Origin of the sequence: Thermodesulfomicrobium sp. WS (assembly GCF_027925145.1) — a bacterium.
Lineage (GTDB): Bacteria > Desulfobacterota > Desulfovibrionia > Desulfovibrionales > Desulfomicrobiaceae > Thermodesulfomicrobium.
This window is the reverse complement of sequence record NZ_AP027130.1, coordinates 566813-581813: the sequence shown is the minus strand read 5'-3', so window position 1 is coordinate 581813 and position 15001 is coordinate 566813. Positions and strand designations below refer to the sequence as shown.

The window sequence follows — 15001 nt, the reverse complement described above, 5'->3', positions numbered from 1 at the left end:
TATGCTCGACAGCAAACTCCTGCGCACCAGCCCAGAGATCGTCCGCAGGGCCCTGCACCTGCGCCGGGCGACCATCGATCTGGACGCCCTGCTCGCCCTGGACGAAACCCGCCGGCAGCTCACTACGGAAGTGGAAACCCTCAAGGCGCAGCGCAACCAGGCCTCTCAAGAAGTCGCCCGGAAAAAACGCGCAGGCGAAGACGCCTCCGCCCTGATGGCGGAGCTGGGAACGCTTTCCCAGCGCATCAAGGAATTGGATGAACGCTGCTCCGCCGTGGACGCCCAGTTCCAAGAGATGCTTCTCACCATTCCCAATATCCCGCATGCCTCGGTGCCTGAAGGCAGCTCCGACGCCGACAACACCGAGGTGCGCCGCTGGGGCATACCCCCGCAGTTCTCCTTTACTCCCAAAGAACATTGGGAAATCGGCGCGCTTCTGGGCGGGCTCGACTTCGAGACCGCAGCCAAGATCACCGGCAGCCGCTTCGTGCTCCTGCGCGGCTGGGCCGCCCGGCTGGAGCGGGCGCTCATCAGCTTCATGCTGGACGTCCAAACCCAGGAGCACGGCTACCAGGAAGTGCTGCCGCCAGTGATCGTCAATCGGGCAAGCCTCATCGGCACCGGGCAGCTGCCCAAATTCGAAGAGGACCTCTTCCATCTCACCGGCACGGACTACTACCTCATCCCCACGGCGGAAGTCCCGGTCACCAACATCTTCCGCGACACCACCCTGGACGAAGCCGATCTGCCCATGGGTTTGTGCGCCTTCACCCCGTGTTTCCGCTCCGAGGCGGGCTCCTACGGCAAAGACACCAAAGGCATCATCCGCCAGCACCAATTCCATAAAGTGGAGCTGGTGCGCCTCGCCCACCCGGACACTTCCTACGACGAGTTGGAGCTTTTAGTGACGCATGCCGAAGCCATTTTGCAGCGGCTGGGGCTTGCCTACCGCGTGGTCACCCTCTGCTCCGGCGATCTCGGATTCTCTGCAGCCAAGACCTACGACATCGAGGTATGGCTGCCCGGACAGGCCACCTACCGGGAGATTTCCTCGTGCTCCAATTTCGAAGACTTTCAAGCCCGCCGCGCCGGCATCCGGTTCCGGCCCAAGGGCGCCAAGAAGTCGGCGCTGGTGCATACCCTCAATGGTTCCGGCCTTGCCATAGGGCGCACCATGGTCGCTATCTTGGAGAACTACCAGCAGGCGGACGGCACCGTGCGCGTGCCTGAGGCCCTGCAGCCCTATCTCGGCGGCGCCACCACCATCCCCTTCTAAAACCACACGTCCCGAGGCGGAAAGGCTTCCGCCTCGGGACGCTGCTGCCCACCGCCCGGAGCCTCTTGGGCTACGACGCTTCAAAGGTACCGCTTTTGCCGCCGCTTTTATGGACCAAGCGGCAATCCGTGATGCGGATATCCCGCTGCACGGCCTTGCACATATCGTAAATGGTCATGGCCGCCACCTGGGCTGCCACCAAGGCCTCCATCTCCACGCCCGTGGGCCCCACAGCGCAGGCCTCGGCCTCAATGTGCACGCATGCGGCCTGGGGGTCGAGGTCAAAGCGCACGTCCACCGCCGCCAAGGCAAGGGGATGACACAAGGGGATGAGGTCCGCGGTCTTTTTGGCGGCCATGATCCCCGCGATCTTGGCCACGGTGAGCACATCTCCCTTGGGCAGGGCCTTGTCCTGCAGGAGGGCGAATGTGGATGCGGAAAGCTCCACCCGCGTACGCACCACGGCCCGGCGCACGGTATCGGCCTTGGCCGATACGTCCACCATGCGCGCCGCGCCCTGGGCATCGAGATGCGAAAACGGCTGTTTTTCCACAGTTCCCCCCTAGTCGCCCATGGCCTTTTTGAAAAAGTCCTTGACCCGGTTGAAGGGGCGGTCTTCTTCCAACTTCTCGAACTCCCGCAGGAGCTCTTCCTGACGTTTGGTCACGGAAGTGGGAATCCGCACCATCACCTCCACCAGCAGGTCGCCCTGGGGGCCGCCGCCCAGGCGCGGAAGCCCCAAACCCGGGATGCGCAGCACCTTGCCCGGCTGCGTGCCCTTGGGGATATCCACGCTCACCGGATCATCCAGGGTCGGGACCTCGATCTTGGCACCCAAGATGGCCTGCACCACCGAAATCTCGGTGCGCACCACCAGGTCCTGACCTTGACGGGAAAATACCGGGTCTTCTTCCACGTAGAGGACCACAAAAAGGTCCCCAGCCGGCCCGCCGTTTTCTCCCGGCTCGCCTTCGCCGCGCACACGCAAGCGGCTGCCGCTGTCCACCCCCGGAGGGACACGTACCTTGAGAGTCTTCGAGACCTGTACAATCCCCCGGCCACGGCACTTGGGGCACGGATGGGTGATGACCGTCCCCTCCCCCCGGCACACTGGGCAGGGCACCGAAATCCGGAAAAACCCCTGCGACTGGGTGATCTGCCCCACGCCGCCGCAATGCCGGCAGGGCTGCGGGCTATGACCGGGGGCAGCGCCCGATCCGTGGCATTCATCGCACACATCCCGCTTGGGGATCTGGATCTCCACCTCCGTGCCTTTGGCCGCGTCACGAAACGAAATCGTAAGGTTATAGCGCAGGCTGGCACCCTGGCTTGGCCGCCGCCGACTCGCGGCGCTGAATCCAAAAAACTCCCCAAAGATATCGCTAAAGGCACTGAAGACGTCCTCAGCACTCTCAAAGTGGCTGCCAAACCCCTGGCCATTGATGCCAGCGTGCCCAAAGCGATCGTACTGGGCCCGCTTTTCCGGATCTCCCAGCACTTCGTAGGCCTCGGCAGCCTCTTTGAACTTTTCTTCCGCCTCCGGATCATCGGGGTTACGGTCCGGATGGTACTGGAACGCCAGCTTGCGGTAAGCGCTCTTGATCTCCTCCGCCGACGCTAAGCGATCCACGCCCAAGATTTCGTAGTAGTCCCGCTTCGCCATCAGACTTCCACGTCGTCTTCCACAACAAATTTCAGATCCTCAAGGCGCTCCACGTCCGGCAGCACCTTGCCCTCCGCGATCTCCCGCAAGGCCGTCACCACTTCCTTGTTCTTGCTCTCGATGAGAGGCAAGTAGCCTTCATGATATTGCTTGACCCGCTTGATGGCCATCTGCACAATCAAGAAGCGGTTGTTGACCTTTTCCAAACAATCTTCCACAGTGATTCTGGCCATTTCTCCTCCCGTGTCCCAAAAAGCACGGCCGAGCATGCCCGGCGTGCCAAAAGAATGTCATGGTATGACCAGGAAAGATGCGCTGTCAATGACGATTCCCGGCGTCCGCCGCAAAAATCCGTCACGACTGGTTTCTTCCTAAAGCATCAACGTCTGCTGTCAAATCTCTGGAGCATCGATGGCCCAATGGGGAAAACTCCATTTCGTGCAAGAACGCTGCCTGCGCTTGGCAGGCAAAGCTATGCAGCGCCTCGGCATGACTCATCCCGGGGCGCGCATCGGCATTGCCGTCTCCGGTGGGGTGGATAGTTGGGTTCTCCTGCAAGTACTCCTCCTGCGCCAGCGCATCTTGCCCTTTCCTGTGGAGCTCATGATCCTGCACCTCAACCCCGGTTTTGCCCCGGAAAATCACGCGCCCTTGGTCCAGTGGGCGCAGCGGCATGGACTCGCCTGCCACGTGGAGGTCACCGATTTCGGCCCCCGAGCCCATTCGCCGGAAAACCGCGAAAAATCCCCGTGCTTTTATTGTGCCCATCTGCGGCGCAAACGCCTCTTTGCCCTGTGTCGCCAGTATAGGCTCACCCACCTGGCCATGGGGCACAACGCCGACGACCTCGTCGTCACGTTTTTTCTCAATCTCGTGCAAACCGGCAAAGTGTACGGGCTCATGCCCAAGGAACACTATTTTGGCGGCCAACTCACCATGATCCGGCCCCTGATCCTGGTGGAAAAAAAGCTCATTAGCCAGGCGGCCCGCAAGTGGGGCCTTCCGGTCTGGGAGAACCCCTGCCCTTCCAAAGACGACACAGCCCGCAGCCGCATGCTCGACGCAGTACGCACCCTCTGCCAGCACGAGCATCGACTTCTCACCAACGTCTTTCAGGGGCTGCAGCGCTGGCAGGTGGAGGAAACGCTTCGCAGCATCCTGCCAACGTCCTGACATCTCCCAGACCCCCCTAGGCTACCGCCGCGCCCCTCCAAGCCCTCCCCGAGCCTGGCAATGTTCTTGCTAGGAGCCCGGCATGGAGCTCTTTCCCCTCGACGCCCACCTCTTTCTCGGCTTTCTCTTTGCCCTGCTGCGCATCAGCGTCATCCTCTTTCTGCTCCCCTTTTTTGGGGGCCAAGGGCTGCCGGCACCCGCCAAGGCGGCGCTCTGTCTGGTGCTCACCGTTGCCCTGTGGCCACGGCTCACCAATTACGGCGGCGAACTTCCGGCCCATCCGTTTTCCCTGGCCCTCATCCTTTTGGGCGAAGTCCTTTTGGGACTCATCCTGGGGCTCGTGGTGCGTCTCATTTTCGCCGCCATCCAGACCGGCGGCCAGATCATCGGCTTCCAGATGGGCTTTACCATGGTCAACGCCATCGACCCCGAGTCCGGCACCTCGGAAGCCATCACCGCCCATTTCCTCTACATGACCGCAGCCCTGGTGTTTCTTGCCATGAACGGCCATTTGGTGCTGCTCTCCGGGGTGATCCGCAGCTTTGACCTCATCCCGCCGGGACGCCTCCTGGTCTCCGAGGCGCTCAGCCAAAACATCCTGCAACTTTCCGCGGGCATCTTCGTCACCGCCATCCAGATCGCCGCCCCGGTGCTGGCGGCACTGCTGCTGGTGGACTTGGCCCTGGCGTTGGTGTCCCGCGCTTCCCCACAGATGAACGTCCTCGTCATGGGCTTTCCCATCAAGACCGCTGTGGGATTTGCCTTTCTGGTGCTGCTCCTGGAGCTCATGGCCCTGGCCATGGATGCCTTTGTCACGGATCTGCCACAAACCATGTCCCGCATGCTCGGGATGATGAGGTAGCCCATGGCCCAACGTGACCCGAGCCGCACCGAAGCCGCCACCCCCAAGCGACGCCGCAAGGTCCGCTCCGAAGGCAATGTCCCCAAAAGCCAGGAACTGCCCAAGCCCATCACGCTGCTCGCCGGCCTGGTGGCACTGCAGACGAGCATCCCCTTTCTCTACCAGGAAATGGGTTCGCTCATGCACTGGTTCTTCACCGAAGGCATGCGCTTCGAACTCACCCCAGCCGCCACCTACGCACTCTTCCAGCGCTGTCTTGTGAGCACCGCCCTAATGGTGGCGCCGGTGCTCCTCACCGTGGCCGGGGCCGCGTACCTCACCTTGCGCCTCCAAGTGGGAAAGCTCTGGGCGCCCAAGGTGTTCCGGCCCAAACTCCAGGTGTTCAACCTCGTCGCCGGGCTCAAGCGGATCTTGATTTCCAAGGACACCTTCATCCGCCTGGCCAAAAGCGCCCTCATGGCCGCTGCCGTGGCCATCGGCCCCTACCTCGTGCTGCGCCGGGCCTTTGGCGAAGTCCTGCCGCTGGCCTACCAAACCCCGGAGTCCATCGCGGCCTACATCCTGACGACCAGCGCGGACATGTTCCGCTATGCCCTGGTGCCCATGCTGCTCATCGGCATCGCCGACCTCCTCTACACCCGCTGGGACTATGAGGAAAACATCAAGATGACCAAGCACGAGGTCAAGGATGAACGCAAGCAGGCAGAAGGCGATCCGGTCATCAAGAGCAAACAGCGCCAAAAGATGCTGGCGGTGATGAAACAGCGCATGATGCAGGAAGTCCCCAAGGCGGACGTGGTGGTCACCAACCCCACCCACCTGGCCGTTGCCTTGCGCTACGACCCCAAGGAGGCGCCAGCGCCCATCGTGGTGGCCAAGGGCGCCGGGGCGCTGGCAGAGCGCATCCGCGAACTGGCCCGCCAGCATGGAGTGCCCATCCGCGAGAACAAGCCCCTGGCACGTGCTTTGTATAAAAGCGTGGACGTGGGGCAGACCATCCCCGAGGATCTCTACCAGGCCGTGGCCGCACTCCTTGCGCAAATCTACAAAATCCGGCCACGCAGAAACTAAACGCGCCCCCGGAGGCATGTCAGAAAAATGGCGACCAGGACACTCTCCCTCGACATCGACTACACCCGCTTCACCCGCCAAGGCGACATCCTCTTGGCCGGCGGGGTGGTCACCATCCTGTTCGTCATGCTCATTCCGCTGCCCACGCTGGTGCTGGACATGATGCTGGCGTTCTCCATCTCCTTTGCCCTGGTCATCCTCATCACCTCCATGTTCATGCGCTCGCCCCTGGAGTTTTCGGTATTCCCCACCGTGCTCCTGGTGACCACCCTGCTGCGCCTGGCCCTCAACGTGGCCTCCACCCGCCTCATCCTGCTCCACGGCGACAAAGGCACCGACGCCGCAGGCTCCGTGATCCAAACCTTCGGCGAATTCGTGGTGGGCGGCAATTACGCCATCGGCATCGTCATCTTCCTCATCCTCTTCATCCTCAACAAGACGGTCATCGTCACCGGTACCACCCGCATCGCCGAAGTGGCGGCCCGCTTCACCCTGGACGCCATGCCGGGCAAGCAGATGGCCATCGAGGCGGACCTCAACGCCGGGCTCATCGACGAACAGGAAGCCACCCGCCAGCGGGAAAACCTGCGCCGCGAGGCGGATTTCTACGGCGCCATGGACGGCGCGGGCAAATTCGTCTCCGGAGACGTCAACGCCGGTATGTTCATCACCTTCGTGAACATCGTGGGTGGATTTTTCATCGGCGTGCTGCAAAAAAACATGGACTGGATGGAAGCCGCCCGCACCTATACGCTGCTGACCATCGGCGATGGCCTGGTCTCCACCATCCCTTCGCTCATCATCTCCACCTCGGCTGGCATCATCGTAAGCCGCGCTGCGGCCGAGGCCAAGATGGGCGAGGAGATCATCGGCCAGCTCACCAACCATCCCCGGGCGCTGCGTTTGGTCTCCGGCGTGCTCATACTGTTTGCCCTTGTGCCGGGCATGCCCTTCGTGGCCTTCTCCACCTTGGCGGGACTGCTCTTCCTCATGGCCCGGGCCATCGCCCGCATCCAGGCGGAAAGCCCCACGGCGGACGCCAAGAAAGGCAAATCCGCCAAGGCCGCCCCGGACAGCCCGGAAGAAGCGCTCAACCTCTTGCCGCTCGACATCATGGAGCTGGAAGTGGGCTACGGCCTCATCCCCTTGGTGGACGAAGAGCAAAACGGCACCCTGCTTTCCCGCATCCGCTCCATCCGCCGCCAATTCGCCCTGGACATGGGCGTGGTGGTGCCGGCGCTGCACCTGCGCGACAACCTCCAGCTCAAACCCGGCGAATACGCCGTGCTCATCAAGGGCAACCGCGTGGCAGGCGCGGAAATCCTCATCGACCACTACTTGGCCATGGACCCCGGCGACGCCCGCCACAAGATCAAGGGCGTGGAGACCCTGGAGCCGGCCTTCAACCTTCCGGCCCTGTGGATCCCCGAAGCCCAAAAGGACGAGGCCATCATGGCCGGCTACACCGTGGTGGACCCCGCCACCGTGGTGGCCACCCACCTCACCGAGGTCTTCCGGCGCAATCTCCACGAGTTCTTGGGGCGCCAAGAAGTCCAATCCCTGCTGGACAACCTGGCCCAGCGCGCCCCCAAGGCCGTGGAAGAGCTGGTGCCCACCATCCTGCCCCTCGGCTCGGTCCAAAAAGTGCTCCAGAACCTCGTGCGCGAAGGGGTCTCCATCCGCGATCTCCTCACCATCGTGGAGACCTTGGCCGACTACGGCACCATGATCAAGGACCCCGACCAGCTGACGGAATACGTGCGCCAGCGCATGGCCCGCACTGTGGTGAAGCCCTATCTGGGCGGCGGCAAGACCCTGCCCATCATCACCCTCTCCCCGAATATCGAGGCCACCTTCCAGGAAAGCATCCAGCGCAGCGACTCCGGCACCTACCTGGCCATGGAGCCTGGCCTCGCCCACCGCATCATCCAGGCCGTTGGCAAGGCCGCGGAAAAAGGCATGGTGGCAGAGGGGCAAACCGTGCTCCTGGTCTCGCCGCCCATTCGGATGCACCTGGCGCAACTCTTGAACCGCTTTCTCCCGACGGTCCCGGTGATCTCCCAGGCAGAGATCCCCCCGGACATCCGTTTGGAATCGGTGGCAGTGGTGGAGGTATAAGCCGTGCAGGTCAAAACCTATGTGGGCCGCAGCGCCACGGAAGTCATGGGGCGCATCAAGGCCGAGCTCGGGACAGACGCCATCATCCTCGGCACCAAGACCGTCACCAAAGACGACGGTTCGTGGGTGGAGATCATGGCCGCCCGGGAAACGCCCCTCCCGCCCCAAGCCCCTAAGACGCCTGCAGCCGAGCCCACCGACCTCCTGGCGCCCACGGCCACCGCGCCCGGTGACGCTGCGGCCCTGCGCGCGGAATGGGAGCTCTTGCGCCGCCACCTCATGGCCGTCCTCAAGCCAGGGCTGGACACGACCATGCTCTCGCCCCGCCACCGCGCCCTTCTCGATACCCTCGAACGCGAAGGCGTGGAGGACAGCGTCCGCCTGTCGCTGGCCGAACGCTTCCGCACCGCGCCCACCGAGCCCATCCTGTCCGTGCTCCAAGGGCTCACGCCGGTGCGGCCATGGTGGTCGTCCCCATGGCCAGGACGCGTGCACCTCTTTGCCGGCCCATCGGGATGTGGGACCAGCAGCGTGATCCTGCGCCTGGCGCTGCACCTCAAACGCACCCAGCCCCAAACCCGCGTGCTCCTCGCCCACGCCGCGGGCAACCAAGGACGCCTGGTGCTGCGCCACTACGCCGAGCTTTCGGGCATCGCCTTTTGCGACGCCCTGCGCGAAGGCTGGCCTGCGCCCAAGGATTTCGATTGCCTGCTCGTGGACGCCTCGCCAGCCACCCTGGACGCATTGCCCGCCCCCCTGGCCCAAGAAGCCCTGCTGCATGCCGTGCTGGCGCCGCTTTTCTCCGAAGCCCAGACCCGCGCCTTCATGCAGCGCTTCCTTGGCCCCCGCACCGCAAGCATCGTCTGGACGAAGCTCGACGAAGCCTGTAATTTTGGCCAAATCGTCAATCAGGCGGTACGCACCCAGCTTCCGGTGTCCCTGGTTTCCGTGGGCGCGGAGATCAAAAACACCCTCGCCGCCCCCTCGGCCCGAGACCTGTGGCGCTTGGTGCTGCGCCATGAACTGCCCCACCCTAACCCGGCATGAGCCATACCGACGCCATGACACCAACCGTACCCGTGGTCTGCTCCATCACTTCCGGCAAAGGCGGCGTAGGCAAAACCAATCTCGCCGTGAACCTGGCCATCCAGCTTGCCCAACTGGGCAAACGCTGTATCCTTCTGGATGCGGATCTGGGACTGGCCAACGTGGACGTCCTCCTCGGCCTGACTCCGGAGCGCAACCTCGGCCACATCTTTGAAGGTATGGGCGTGGATGCCATCTTGTGCCCCTCAGGCTACGGCTTCTCCATCCTGCCGGCCACCAGCGGCGGCACCGAACTCACCGCCCTGTCCACGGGCCAAAAGCTGGAACTCCTCGCCGCCATGGACGAGTTGGAAGACCAGGTGGACATCCTGCTCGTGGATACCGGAGCCGGCGTGGGGGACACCGTGCTCTACTTCAACGTCGCCGCCCAAGAGCGCCTGCTCGTACTCACCCCGGAGCCCACCTCCCTCACCGACGCCTACGCCCTTATCAAGGTGCTCCACCTGCGCCACGGGGTGGGCCGCTTCCATGTGGTCGTCAACATGGCGGCCAGCGACCGCGAGGCCAAGGACGTGTTCGCCCGCCTGGCCGGGGCGTGTGACCACTTTCTCGAGGGCGTCTCCCTGGACTTTCTGGGTGTTGTCCCGCAAGATGCCGCCGTACGCCGGGCCGTCACCCACCAAGTTCCGGTATGCGTCCACGCACCCGACAGCCCGGCAGCCACGGCGGTCGCGCACCTTGCCCAGACCATGGCTGCGTGGAGGCCCCAGGAGCACGCCGATGGCAACATCAAGTTCTTCTGGAAACGACTCCTCTTTGCCGGCGCCTAAGCCCCGAGAAACGCTCTCGGCGGCGGACAAGGACCGCTTGGCCCGCCAGCTGGCGCCGCGCATCAAGGCCATCGCCCTGCATTTCAAGGCGCGTCTGCCCGGCCACGTGGACCTGCAGGAGCTCATTTCCAGCGGCGCAGTCGGGCTCATGGAGGCCATGGAAAAATTCACCCCGGAGCGCGGCATCCGTTTCGAGACCTTTGCCGAGGCGCGCATCCGCGGCGCCATGCTGGACACCTTGCGCGGCATGGACTGGTACTCCCGGGGGCTGCGGGGCCGCATCAAGAAGCTCCAAACCATCATGCTCGAGTATGAACGCAGCCACGGGCATGCGCCAAGCCGTCAAGCGCTGCAGGAACTCTGCGATATCCCTGAAGAAGACCTGGAATGCGCCCTGGAGGCCCTCAACGCCCAGGTGGTCCTCAGCCTGGAGGCGATTCAGGAAACATGCGGCGTCCCCGAGGATGCGGTCTCGCCGGAGGCACAGGTGGCGCACCAGGAGCTCATTGACAAGGTGGCGGGGCTCGTCGATAAGCTGACGTTCAAGGAAAAGATGGTCCTGGGGCTCTACTATATCGAGGAGCTCAATATGAAGGAAATCGCCCAGGTGCTCGACATCACCGAGGGCCGGGTTTCCCAGCTCCACTCCCAGGCCACGCGGAAACTCCGATCATGGTTTTGCGAAACCTACGGCAACTTCTGACACACCACGGAGGCGTTCATGCCGGTCAACACCAACATGCGGGTGCTCATCGTCGATGATTTTTCCACCATGCGCCGCATCATCAAAAACATCCTCCGCCAGTTGGGCTTCAACAATATCGTCGAGGCCGATGACGGCACCACTGCATGGGAAATCCTCAACAAGGATCAAATCGATTTCATCATTTCCGACTGGAACATGCCCAACATGACGGGCATCGAGCTTTTGCGCAAAGTCCGGGCCAGCGAAGAGTTCGCCGATCTGCCCTTCCTCATGGTCACGGCCGAAGCCCAGCAGGAGAACATCATCGAAGCGGTGCAGGCCAAAGTCTCCAATTACATCGTCAAGCCGTTCACCGCGGAAACCCTGCAGCAAAAAATCAATAAGATTTTCGAATGACCTGACCCATGCGCGTCCTCCTGAGCCTGATGGCGCCTCCTCAGGCCGATGACAAGGCCACCTTGGATACGGAGAAGCTTGCGGAGGACGTGCCGCGGGGCCTGCAAAAGGTTGAACTGGATCTGGACGACGCCCTCTTCCTCGACGTGGAGGAAGAAGAGCCCAAGCCCAAGGCCCCGGAGCCGGAAGCACCGCCCCCAGCGCCCCAACCGGAATCAGCCCCAGCCCCCGCCAAACCCCCACTCTGGAAGCGCCCGGCCGTGCTTGCCGCAGCGGGGGTACTGCTTTTTCTGCTCGGCGGGCTTGTCGTATATCTTCTTCTCCCTACCAAAGAAGCCACTCCGCCGCCTCCACCGCCACCGTCCAAAGAAGAAAAAAAGCCCCAAAAGCCGCCACAGGAAAAGCCCATCACGCTGCACACCATCACCTTTGAGCCGTTCATGGTCGAATACGATCACAACGGAACAACGCGTTTTCTTACCTGCAAATTTTCCATCAGCGGCATACCGGATATCTTAGAGTGGGAAGTGCGGCGGAAAAAGATCATCTTGCGTGACGCGGTGTATTACTATCTCCGCAACAAAGGGCTCTCTTTTCTCAGTGACACCAAAAACGCCGAGAAACTCAAAGAGGACATCCTTGCGGTCATGAATCAATACCTCGGAAACGGCCAGATCGAAACCCTATTGATCGACGAATACGTCATTCGGTAACCCCATGGTCCATTCTATCGATCTCGCCACGCTGCTGGCCCAAATCCCCAATGCCCAGCAACTCCACCACCTGATGCAGGCGCATCCAGAGATCTTTCAATCTTTGGCTGGCGATATCGTGCAAAAAAAGACCGAGCTCCAAAAAAACCGTGTCCAAAAAATGCACAAAAGCGCCCAACAGAGCGCAGCACGGCGGCAAGAGTCCCTCACGGGATCGCCATCGTCCCCGCAGGGGCGCGAGGCTTTCTTGGCAGCAGAAGACGGCGAGCCCCAACGCGGCCGCCTCCTGGATACCGAGGTATAACCATGGACTGGCCCGTGGGGATCCTGCTCGCCTCTTCGGTAGTGGAAGTGCTCTTGGCTGCGGTGGCGATTTTTCTGTACCTGCGGCTGCGGCAATCCGAGGCGCTCATCCGCACCCTGCAAGAACGCCAGAGCGAATTCATGGAAAAGCTCGCCTGGAACACCCGGTTGGAGCAAGAGCTGGTGGCCAGTTTCGCCGAGCGCCAAGAAGAGCTCGCCCGGCTTGACGCCCAACTCACCCAAACCGCCACCCATCTGCGCCGATTACTCCAAGAGGCGGAACGCTACACCAAGTCACCGGAATTCTTGCGTCATATCATCGTCAGCGGCCGACGCCGCGGCCAGTCCCCCCAAGCCCTGGCCCAATCCACAGGTCTGACCGTGGACGAAGTGGAACTCATCTTGGAGAGCGAAGGGCGGTAGGCCGTCACCGATTTCCGAGAGATCAAGGCCGGTCTTGAAGCGCCTCTCCCCTCTGAAGGCCCATGCAACGCACGCCCGCGGTACGAACGCAACACGGTGTCCCAAAAACCCTCGAGCTGCGGACACCCAATCTTTGACTTTCCTGGCCCTCTTTGTAGGCTTGGGCCATGGTGCACCCCCCTCCGATCTCTGCGCTGCAACCGTGGCTTGCGCCGCTGGCAGGCTACTCCAACCTGCCGTTTCGGCTGCTTTGCCGGGAGCACGGCTGCGCTGTGGCGGTCACGGAAATGGTGAGCGCCAAGGGGCTGCTCCTGGGATCTTCCGGCACTGCGGATCTCCTTGCCACCTGTCCGGAAGACCACCCGCTCGTGGTGCAGCTCTTTGGCGCGGAGCCGGAAGTCCTCGGCAAGGCCACGGCGCGGTTGCGTCAGCAGGGGTTTTTGTGGTTCGACCTCAATGCCGGGTGCGCCGTGCCCAAGGTGACCAAGACCGGCGCTGGGGCGGCCTTGCTCCGGGACCCTGGCCGCATCAGCGCCGCGGCCGAGGCCATGGTGGCCGCCGCAGGACGCAATGCGGTAGGCGTCAAGCTGCGCCTTGGCTGGAACGAAACCCAGCACACCTACCTGGACATCGCCCGCCGCCTGGAAGCCGTGGGCGTCGGCTGGATCACGCTGCACCCGCGCACCGCCAGCCAAGGGTTTTCCGGAACCGCCCGCACCGAACACCTGCGCCGCCTCAAAGCGACCGTGGCCCTTCCGGTGCTTGCCAGCGGGGACCTCTTCACCGCTGAGGATGGCGTTCGCTGTCTGGAGACAACCGGCGTGGACGGGGTGATGTTCGCCCGCGGCGCCATGGGGGATCCGGCCATCTTTGCGCGCTTCACCGCGCTCATGCGCGGCACCCCGCCGCCTGCCCGAAGTCTCGCCTCCATCCACGAGTGCATCGCCCGCCTCGCAGCCCTCCACCACCAATGGGGCTCTCCGCGCCAAGGGCTCTTGCAGCTACGCACCCTCGCCCCCCGCTTTTTCCGGGGCATGCCCCAGGCGCGCGCCATCCGCACCCGCCTCATCCACTGCTCCACCTGGGAGGAGGCCCTGACCTGCATCGCCGATCTCAAGGAGGACCCATGAACATCATCCTCGCCAAGACCGCGGGCTTTTGTATGGGGGTTGCCCGGGCCCTGCGCCAATTGGACCAGGCCATGGCCGAGCACCCAGGCCGCACCATCGTCACCCTAGGCCCCATCATCCATAACCCCCAGGTGCTTGCCCGCTACCACCAGCGCGGGGTGCGCGTGGCCCACAGCCTCGAAGAGATCCCCGACCATGCCGTGGTCCTGGTGCGTGCCCACGGCATCCCGGTGGACACCGCGCGCGCCCTAGCCCAACGCCCGCTGACCGTGGTGGACGCCACCTGTCCCAAGGTGAAAAAGGCGCAGGTGCTCATCGAACGCCATTGCCACAAGGGGACGCCGCTGCTCCTCTTCGGCGAGCCCGATCACCCCGAGGTGCAGGGGCTCAAAAGCCGCGCAGAGCGGGCCGTGGTCTTCCAGAGCGCCGAGGAGCTCGACTGCCTCCCGCATCCCTTCGGCCCAGCGGTGCTTGCCGCCCAGACCACCCAAGACCGCACGGAATTTCGCCGCATCGCGGCCCTGCTCCAGGCCCGGATCCCGGAGCTCACCGTCCTGGACACCATTTGCGACGCCACCAAGCTGCGCCAAGACGAGGTGCGCGCCCTGTGCCGCCAGGTGGACGGACTCGTGGTGGTAGGGGGGAAAAACAGCGGCAATACCCGACGCCTGGCGCAAATCGGCGCCGAATGCGGCCGGCCCACCTGGCACGTGGAAACCGCGGCCGAACTGCCGGCCGAGATGGCAACCTTCACCACCATCGGGGTGACCGCCGGGGCATCCACCCCTGCGTGGATCATCGACGCGGTCGTGGACGCCCTCCGCAGACTCTAGCCAATCGAGGAGGAGGCGGGGTCACCTCCGCCGTCCTCTCACCCCACCGGACGTGCGGCTGCGCATCCGGCAGTTCATGAAACACACGGGAGTCGTCGCACGGTGTCGCGCACCGATACCAGTCCCAGACGATCAAAGTACGCCTTGCGGTACGCCTGGTTCATGTGGCTCGCGCCACTGTTCCACGCGGGGCGTGGATTGAACGCGGCCTATCCGCTGCTGGAAAACGGGCCGTGTTTCACGGTCCACGGGGAAGGAAGGAGGGATGGTTCGGGCGAGCAAAAAACGCCCCTGGGTGGGGGCGTTTTTTTGGGAAAAAAAACTCCTGGCAGCGACCTACTTTCCCACGGGAAGGCCCGCAGTAGCATCGGCGCTGGAGGGTTTCACTGCCGAGTTCGGAATGGGTTCGGGTGGGACACCTCCGCTATGACCGCCAGGAGAAAAATATAAGAATAAT

The 15001-nt window shown here is 63.2% G+C and carries 17 protein-coding genes and 1 rRNA gene; 14 read left to right on the top strand and 4 right to left on the bottom strand.

All coding sequences use genetic code 11. The features are described 5' to 3' along the window. Position 1: 1 nt before the first annotated feature. Positions 2-1276 carry a serine--tRNA ligase gene (serS, locus tag QMF81_RS02845; protein WP_281751834.1) on the top strand — a complete coding sequence of 425 codons (1275 nt, stop codon included), beginning with the start codon at positions 2-4 and terminating at the stop codon, positions 1274-1276. 70 nt (positions 1277-1346) lie between these two features. Here the strand turns inward: serS and moaC are convergent, their stop codons facing one another. Genes moaC through rpoZ form a run of 3 tightly spaced genes read right to left on the bottom strand, consistent with a single transcriptional unit; the run spans position 1347 to position 3172 of the window. Further along, entirely contained in the window at positions 1347-1829 is a 483-nt protein-coding gene (gene moaC, locus QMF81_RS02840; RefSeq protein WP_281751832.1) for a cyclic pyranopterin monophosphate synthase MoaC, read from the bottom strand. A 9-nt stretch (positions 1830-1838) separates the two neighbouring features. Continuing rightward, a complete protein-coding gene (gene dnaJ / locus QMF81_RS02835; protein ID WP_281751830.1) occupies positions 1839-2939 on the bottom strand; it encodes a molecular chaperone DnaJ in 1101 nt (366 codons plus the stop codon). Further along, positions 2939-3172, bottom strand: coding sequence for a DNA-directed RNA polymerase subunit omega (rpoZ, locus tag QMF81_RS02830; protein ID WP_281751828.1), 234 nt, complete (start codon positions 3170-3172; stop codon positions 2939-2941). The genes dnaJ and rpoZ overlap by 1 nt, the downstream gene beginning before the upstream one ends. Before the next feature lie 178 nt (positions 3173-3350). Between rpoZ and QMF81_RS02825 the strand changes: the two genes are divergently transcribed. The 13 genes from QMF81_RS02825 (at position 3351) to ispH (ending at position 14544) form a co-directional block, all read left to right on the top strand. After that, positions 3351-4112, top strand: a complete 762-nt coding sequence (locus QMF81_RS02825; protein ID WP_281751826.1) for a tRNA 2-thiocytidine biosynthesis TtcA family protein — start codon at positions 3351-3353, stop codon at positions 4110-4112. A gap of 82 nt (positions 4113-4194) precedes the next feature. Continuing rightward, positions 4195-4974 (top strand): flagellar biosynthetic protein FliR, encoded by a 780-nt coding sequence (gene fliR, locus QMF81_RS02820; RefSeq protein WP_281751824.1) that lies wholly within the window; start codon positions 4195-4197, stop codon positions 4972-4974. 3 nt (positions 4975-4977) lie between these two features. Continuing rightward, positions 4978-6045 carry a flagellar biosynthesis protein FlhB gene (gene flhB, locus QMF81_RS02815; RefSeq protein WP_281751822.1) on the top strand — a complete coding sequence of 356 codons (1068 nt, stop codon included), beginning with the start codon at positions 4978-4980 and terminating at the stop codon, positions 6043-6045. 27 nt (positions 6046-6072) lie between these two features. Further along, entirely contained in the window at positions 6073-8163 is a 2091-nt protein-coding gene (gene flhA / locus QMF81_RS02810; protein WP_281751820.1) for a flagellar biosynthesis protein FlhA, read from the top strand. 3 nt (positions 8164-8166) lie between these two features. Beyond that, positions 8167-9210 carry a hypothetical protein gene (locus QMF81_RS02805; RefSeq protein WP_281751818.1) on the top strand — a complete coding sequence of 348 codons (1044 nt, stop codon included), beginning with the start codon at positions 8167-8169 and terminating at the stop codon, positions 9208-9210. 14 nt (positions 9211-9224) lie between these two features. Then, entirely contained in the window at positions 9225-10040 is an 816-nt protein-coding gene (locus tag QMF81_RS02800; RefSeq protein ID WP_281752913.1) for a MinD/ParA family protein, read from the top strand. Further along, the gene (locus QMF81_RS02795; RefSeq protein WP_281751817.1) at positions 10027-10743 is read left to right on the top strand and encodes a FliA/WhiG family RNA polymerase sigma factor; all 717 of its coding nucleotides are present in this window, start codon (positions 10027-10029) and stop codon (positions 10741-10743) included. The genes QMF81_RS02800 and QMF81_RS02795 overlap by 14 nt, the downstream gene beginning before the upstream one ends. Positions 10744-10761: 18 nt before the next feature. Further along, on the top strand, positions 10762-11142 hold the full coding sequence (locus QMF81_RS02790) for a chemotaxis response regulator CheY (protein ID WP_281751815.1): 381 nt from the start codon (positions 10762-10764) through the stop codon (positions 11140-11142). Positions 11143-11150: 8 nt separating this feature from the next. Beyond that, the gene (locus tag QMF81_RS02785) at positions 11151-11855 is read left to right on the top strand and encodes a flagellar basal body-associated FliL family protein (protein WP_281751813.1); all 705 of its coding nucleotides are present in this window, start codon (positions 11151-11153) and stop codon (positions 11853-11855) included. 4 nt (positions 11856-11859) lie between these two features. Further along, the gene (locus QMF81_RS02780; RefSeq protein ID WP_281751811.1) at positions 11860-12159 is read left to right on the top strand and encodes a hypothetical protein; all 300 of its coding nucleotides are present in this window, start codon (positions 11860-11862) and stop codon (positions 12157-12159) included. 2 nt (positions 12160-12161) lie between these two features. Next, a complete protein-coding gene (locus tag QMF81_RS02775; RefSeq protein ID WP_281751809.1) occupies positions 12162-12581 on the top strand; it encodes a hypothetical protein in 420 nt (139 codons plus the stop codon). 167 nt (positions 12582-12748) lie between these two features. Beyond that, entirely contained in the window at positions 12749-13711 is a 963-nt protein-coding gene (locus QMF81_RS02770; RefSeq protein WP_281751807.1) for a tRNA-dihydrouridine synthase family protein, read from the top strand. Next, the gene (ispH, locus tag QMF81_RS02765; protein ID WP_281751805.1) at positions 13708-14544 is read left to right on the top strand and encodes a 4-hydroxy-3-methylbut-2-enyl diphosphate reductase; all 837 of its coding nucleotides are present in this window, start codon (positions 13708-13710) and stop codon (positions 14542-14544) included. Before QMF81_RS02770 ends, ispH begins: the two co-directional genes overlap by 4 nt. 323 nt (positions 14545-14867) lie before the next feature. Here the strand turns inward: ispH and rrf are convergent. Next, positions 14868-14982: ribosomal RNA gene (rrf, locus tag QMF81_RS02760) — 5S ribosomal RNA — on the bottom strand. Positions 14983-15001: the final 19 nt, after the last annotated feature.

Bases quoted from the DNA above. Each gene is read 5' to 3' on its own strand.
- QMF81_RS02775 (WP_281751809.1), top strand. From the start codon at position 12,162: ATGGACTGGCCCGTGGGGATCCTGCTCGCCTCTTCGGTAGTGGAAGTG.
- QMF81_RS02770 (WP_281751807.1), top strand. From the start codon at position 12,749: ATGGTGCACCCCCCTCCGATCTCTGCGCTGCAACCGTGGCTTGCGCCG.
- flhB (WP_281751822.1), top strand. From the start codon at position 4,978: ATGGCCCAACGTGACCCGAGCCGCACCGAAGCCGCCACCCCCAAGCGA.
- flhA (WP_281751820.1), top strand. From the start codon at position 6,073: ATGGCGACCAGGACACTCTCCCTCGACATCGACTACACCCGCTTCACC.
- rpoZ (WP_281751828.1), bottom strand. From the start codon at position 3,172: ATGGCCAGAATCACTGTGGAAGATTGTTTGGAAAAGGTCAACAACCGC.
- QMF81_RS02800 (WP_281752913.1), top strand. From the start codon at position 9,225: ATGACACCAACCGTACCCGTGGTCTGCTCCATCACTTCCGGCAAAGGC.
- fliR (WP_281751824.1), top strand. From the start codon at position 4,195: ATGGAGCTCTTTCCCCTCGACGCCCACCTCTTTCTCGGCTTTCTCTTT.
- QMF81_RS02825 (WP_281751826.1), top strand. From the start codon at position 3,351: ATGGCCCAATGGGGAAAACTCCATTTCGTGCAAGAACGCTGCCTGCGC.
- QMF81_RS02780 (WP_281751811.1), top strand. From the start codon at position 11,860: ATGGTCCATTCTATCGATCTCGCCACGCTGCTGGCCCAAATCCCCAAT.
- dnaJ (WP_281751830.1), bottom strand. From the start codon at position 2,939: ATGGCGAAGCGGGACTACTACGAAATCTTGGGCGTGGATCGCTTAGCG.
- ispH (WP_281751805.1), top strand. From the start codon at position 13,708: ATGAACATCATCCTCGCCAAGACCGCGGGCTTTTGTATGGGGGTTGCC.
- QMF81_RS02785 (WP_281751813.1), top strand. From the start codon at position 11,151: ATGCGCGTCCTCCTGAGCCTGATGGCGCCTCCTCAGGCCGATGACAAG.
- serS (WP_281751834.1), top strand. From the start codon at position 2: ATGCTCGACAGCAAACTCCTGCGCACCAGCCCAGAGATCGTCCGCAGG.
- QMF81_RS02790 (WP_281751815.1), top strand. From the start codon at position 10,762: ATGCCGGTCAACACCAACATGCGGGTGCTCATCGTCGATGATTTTTCC.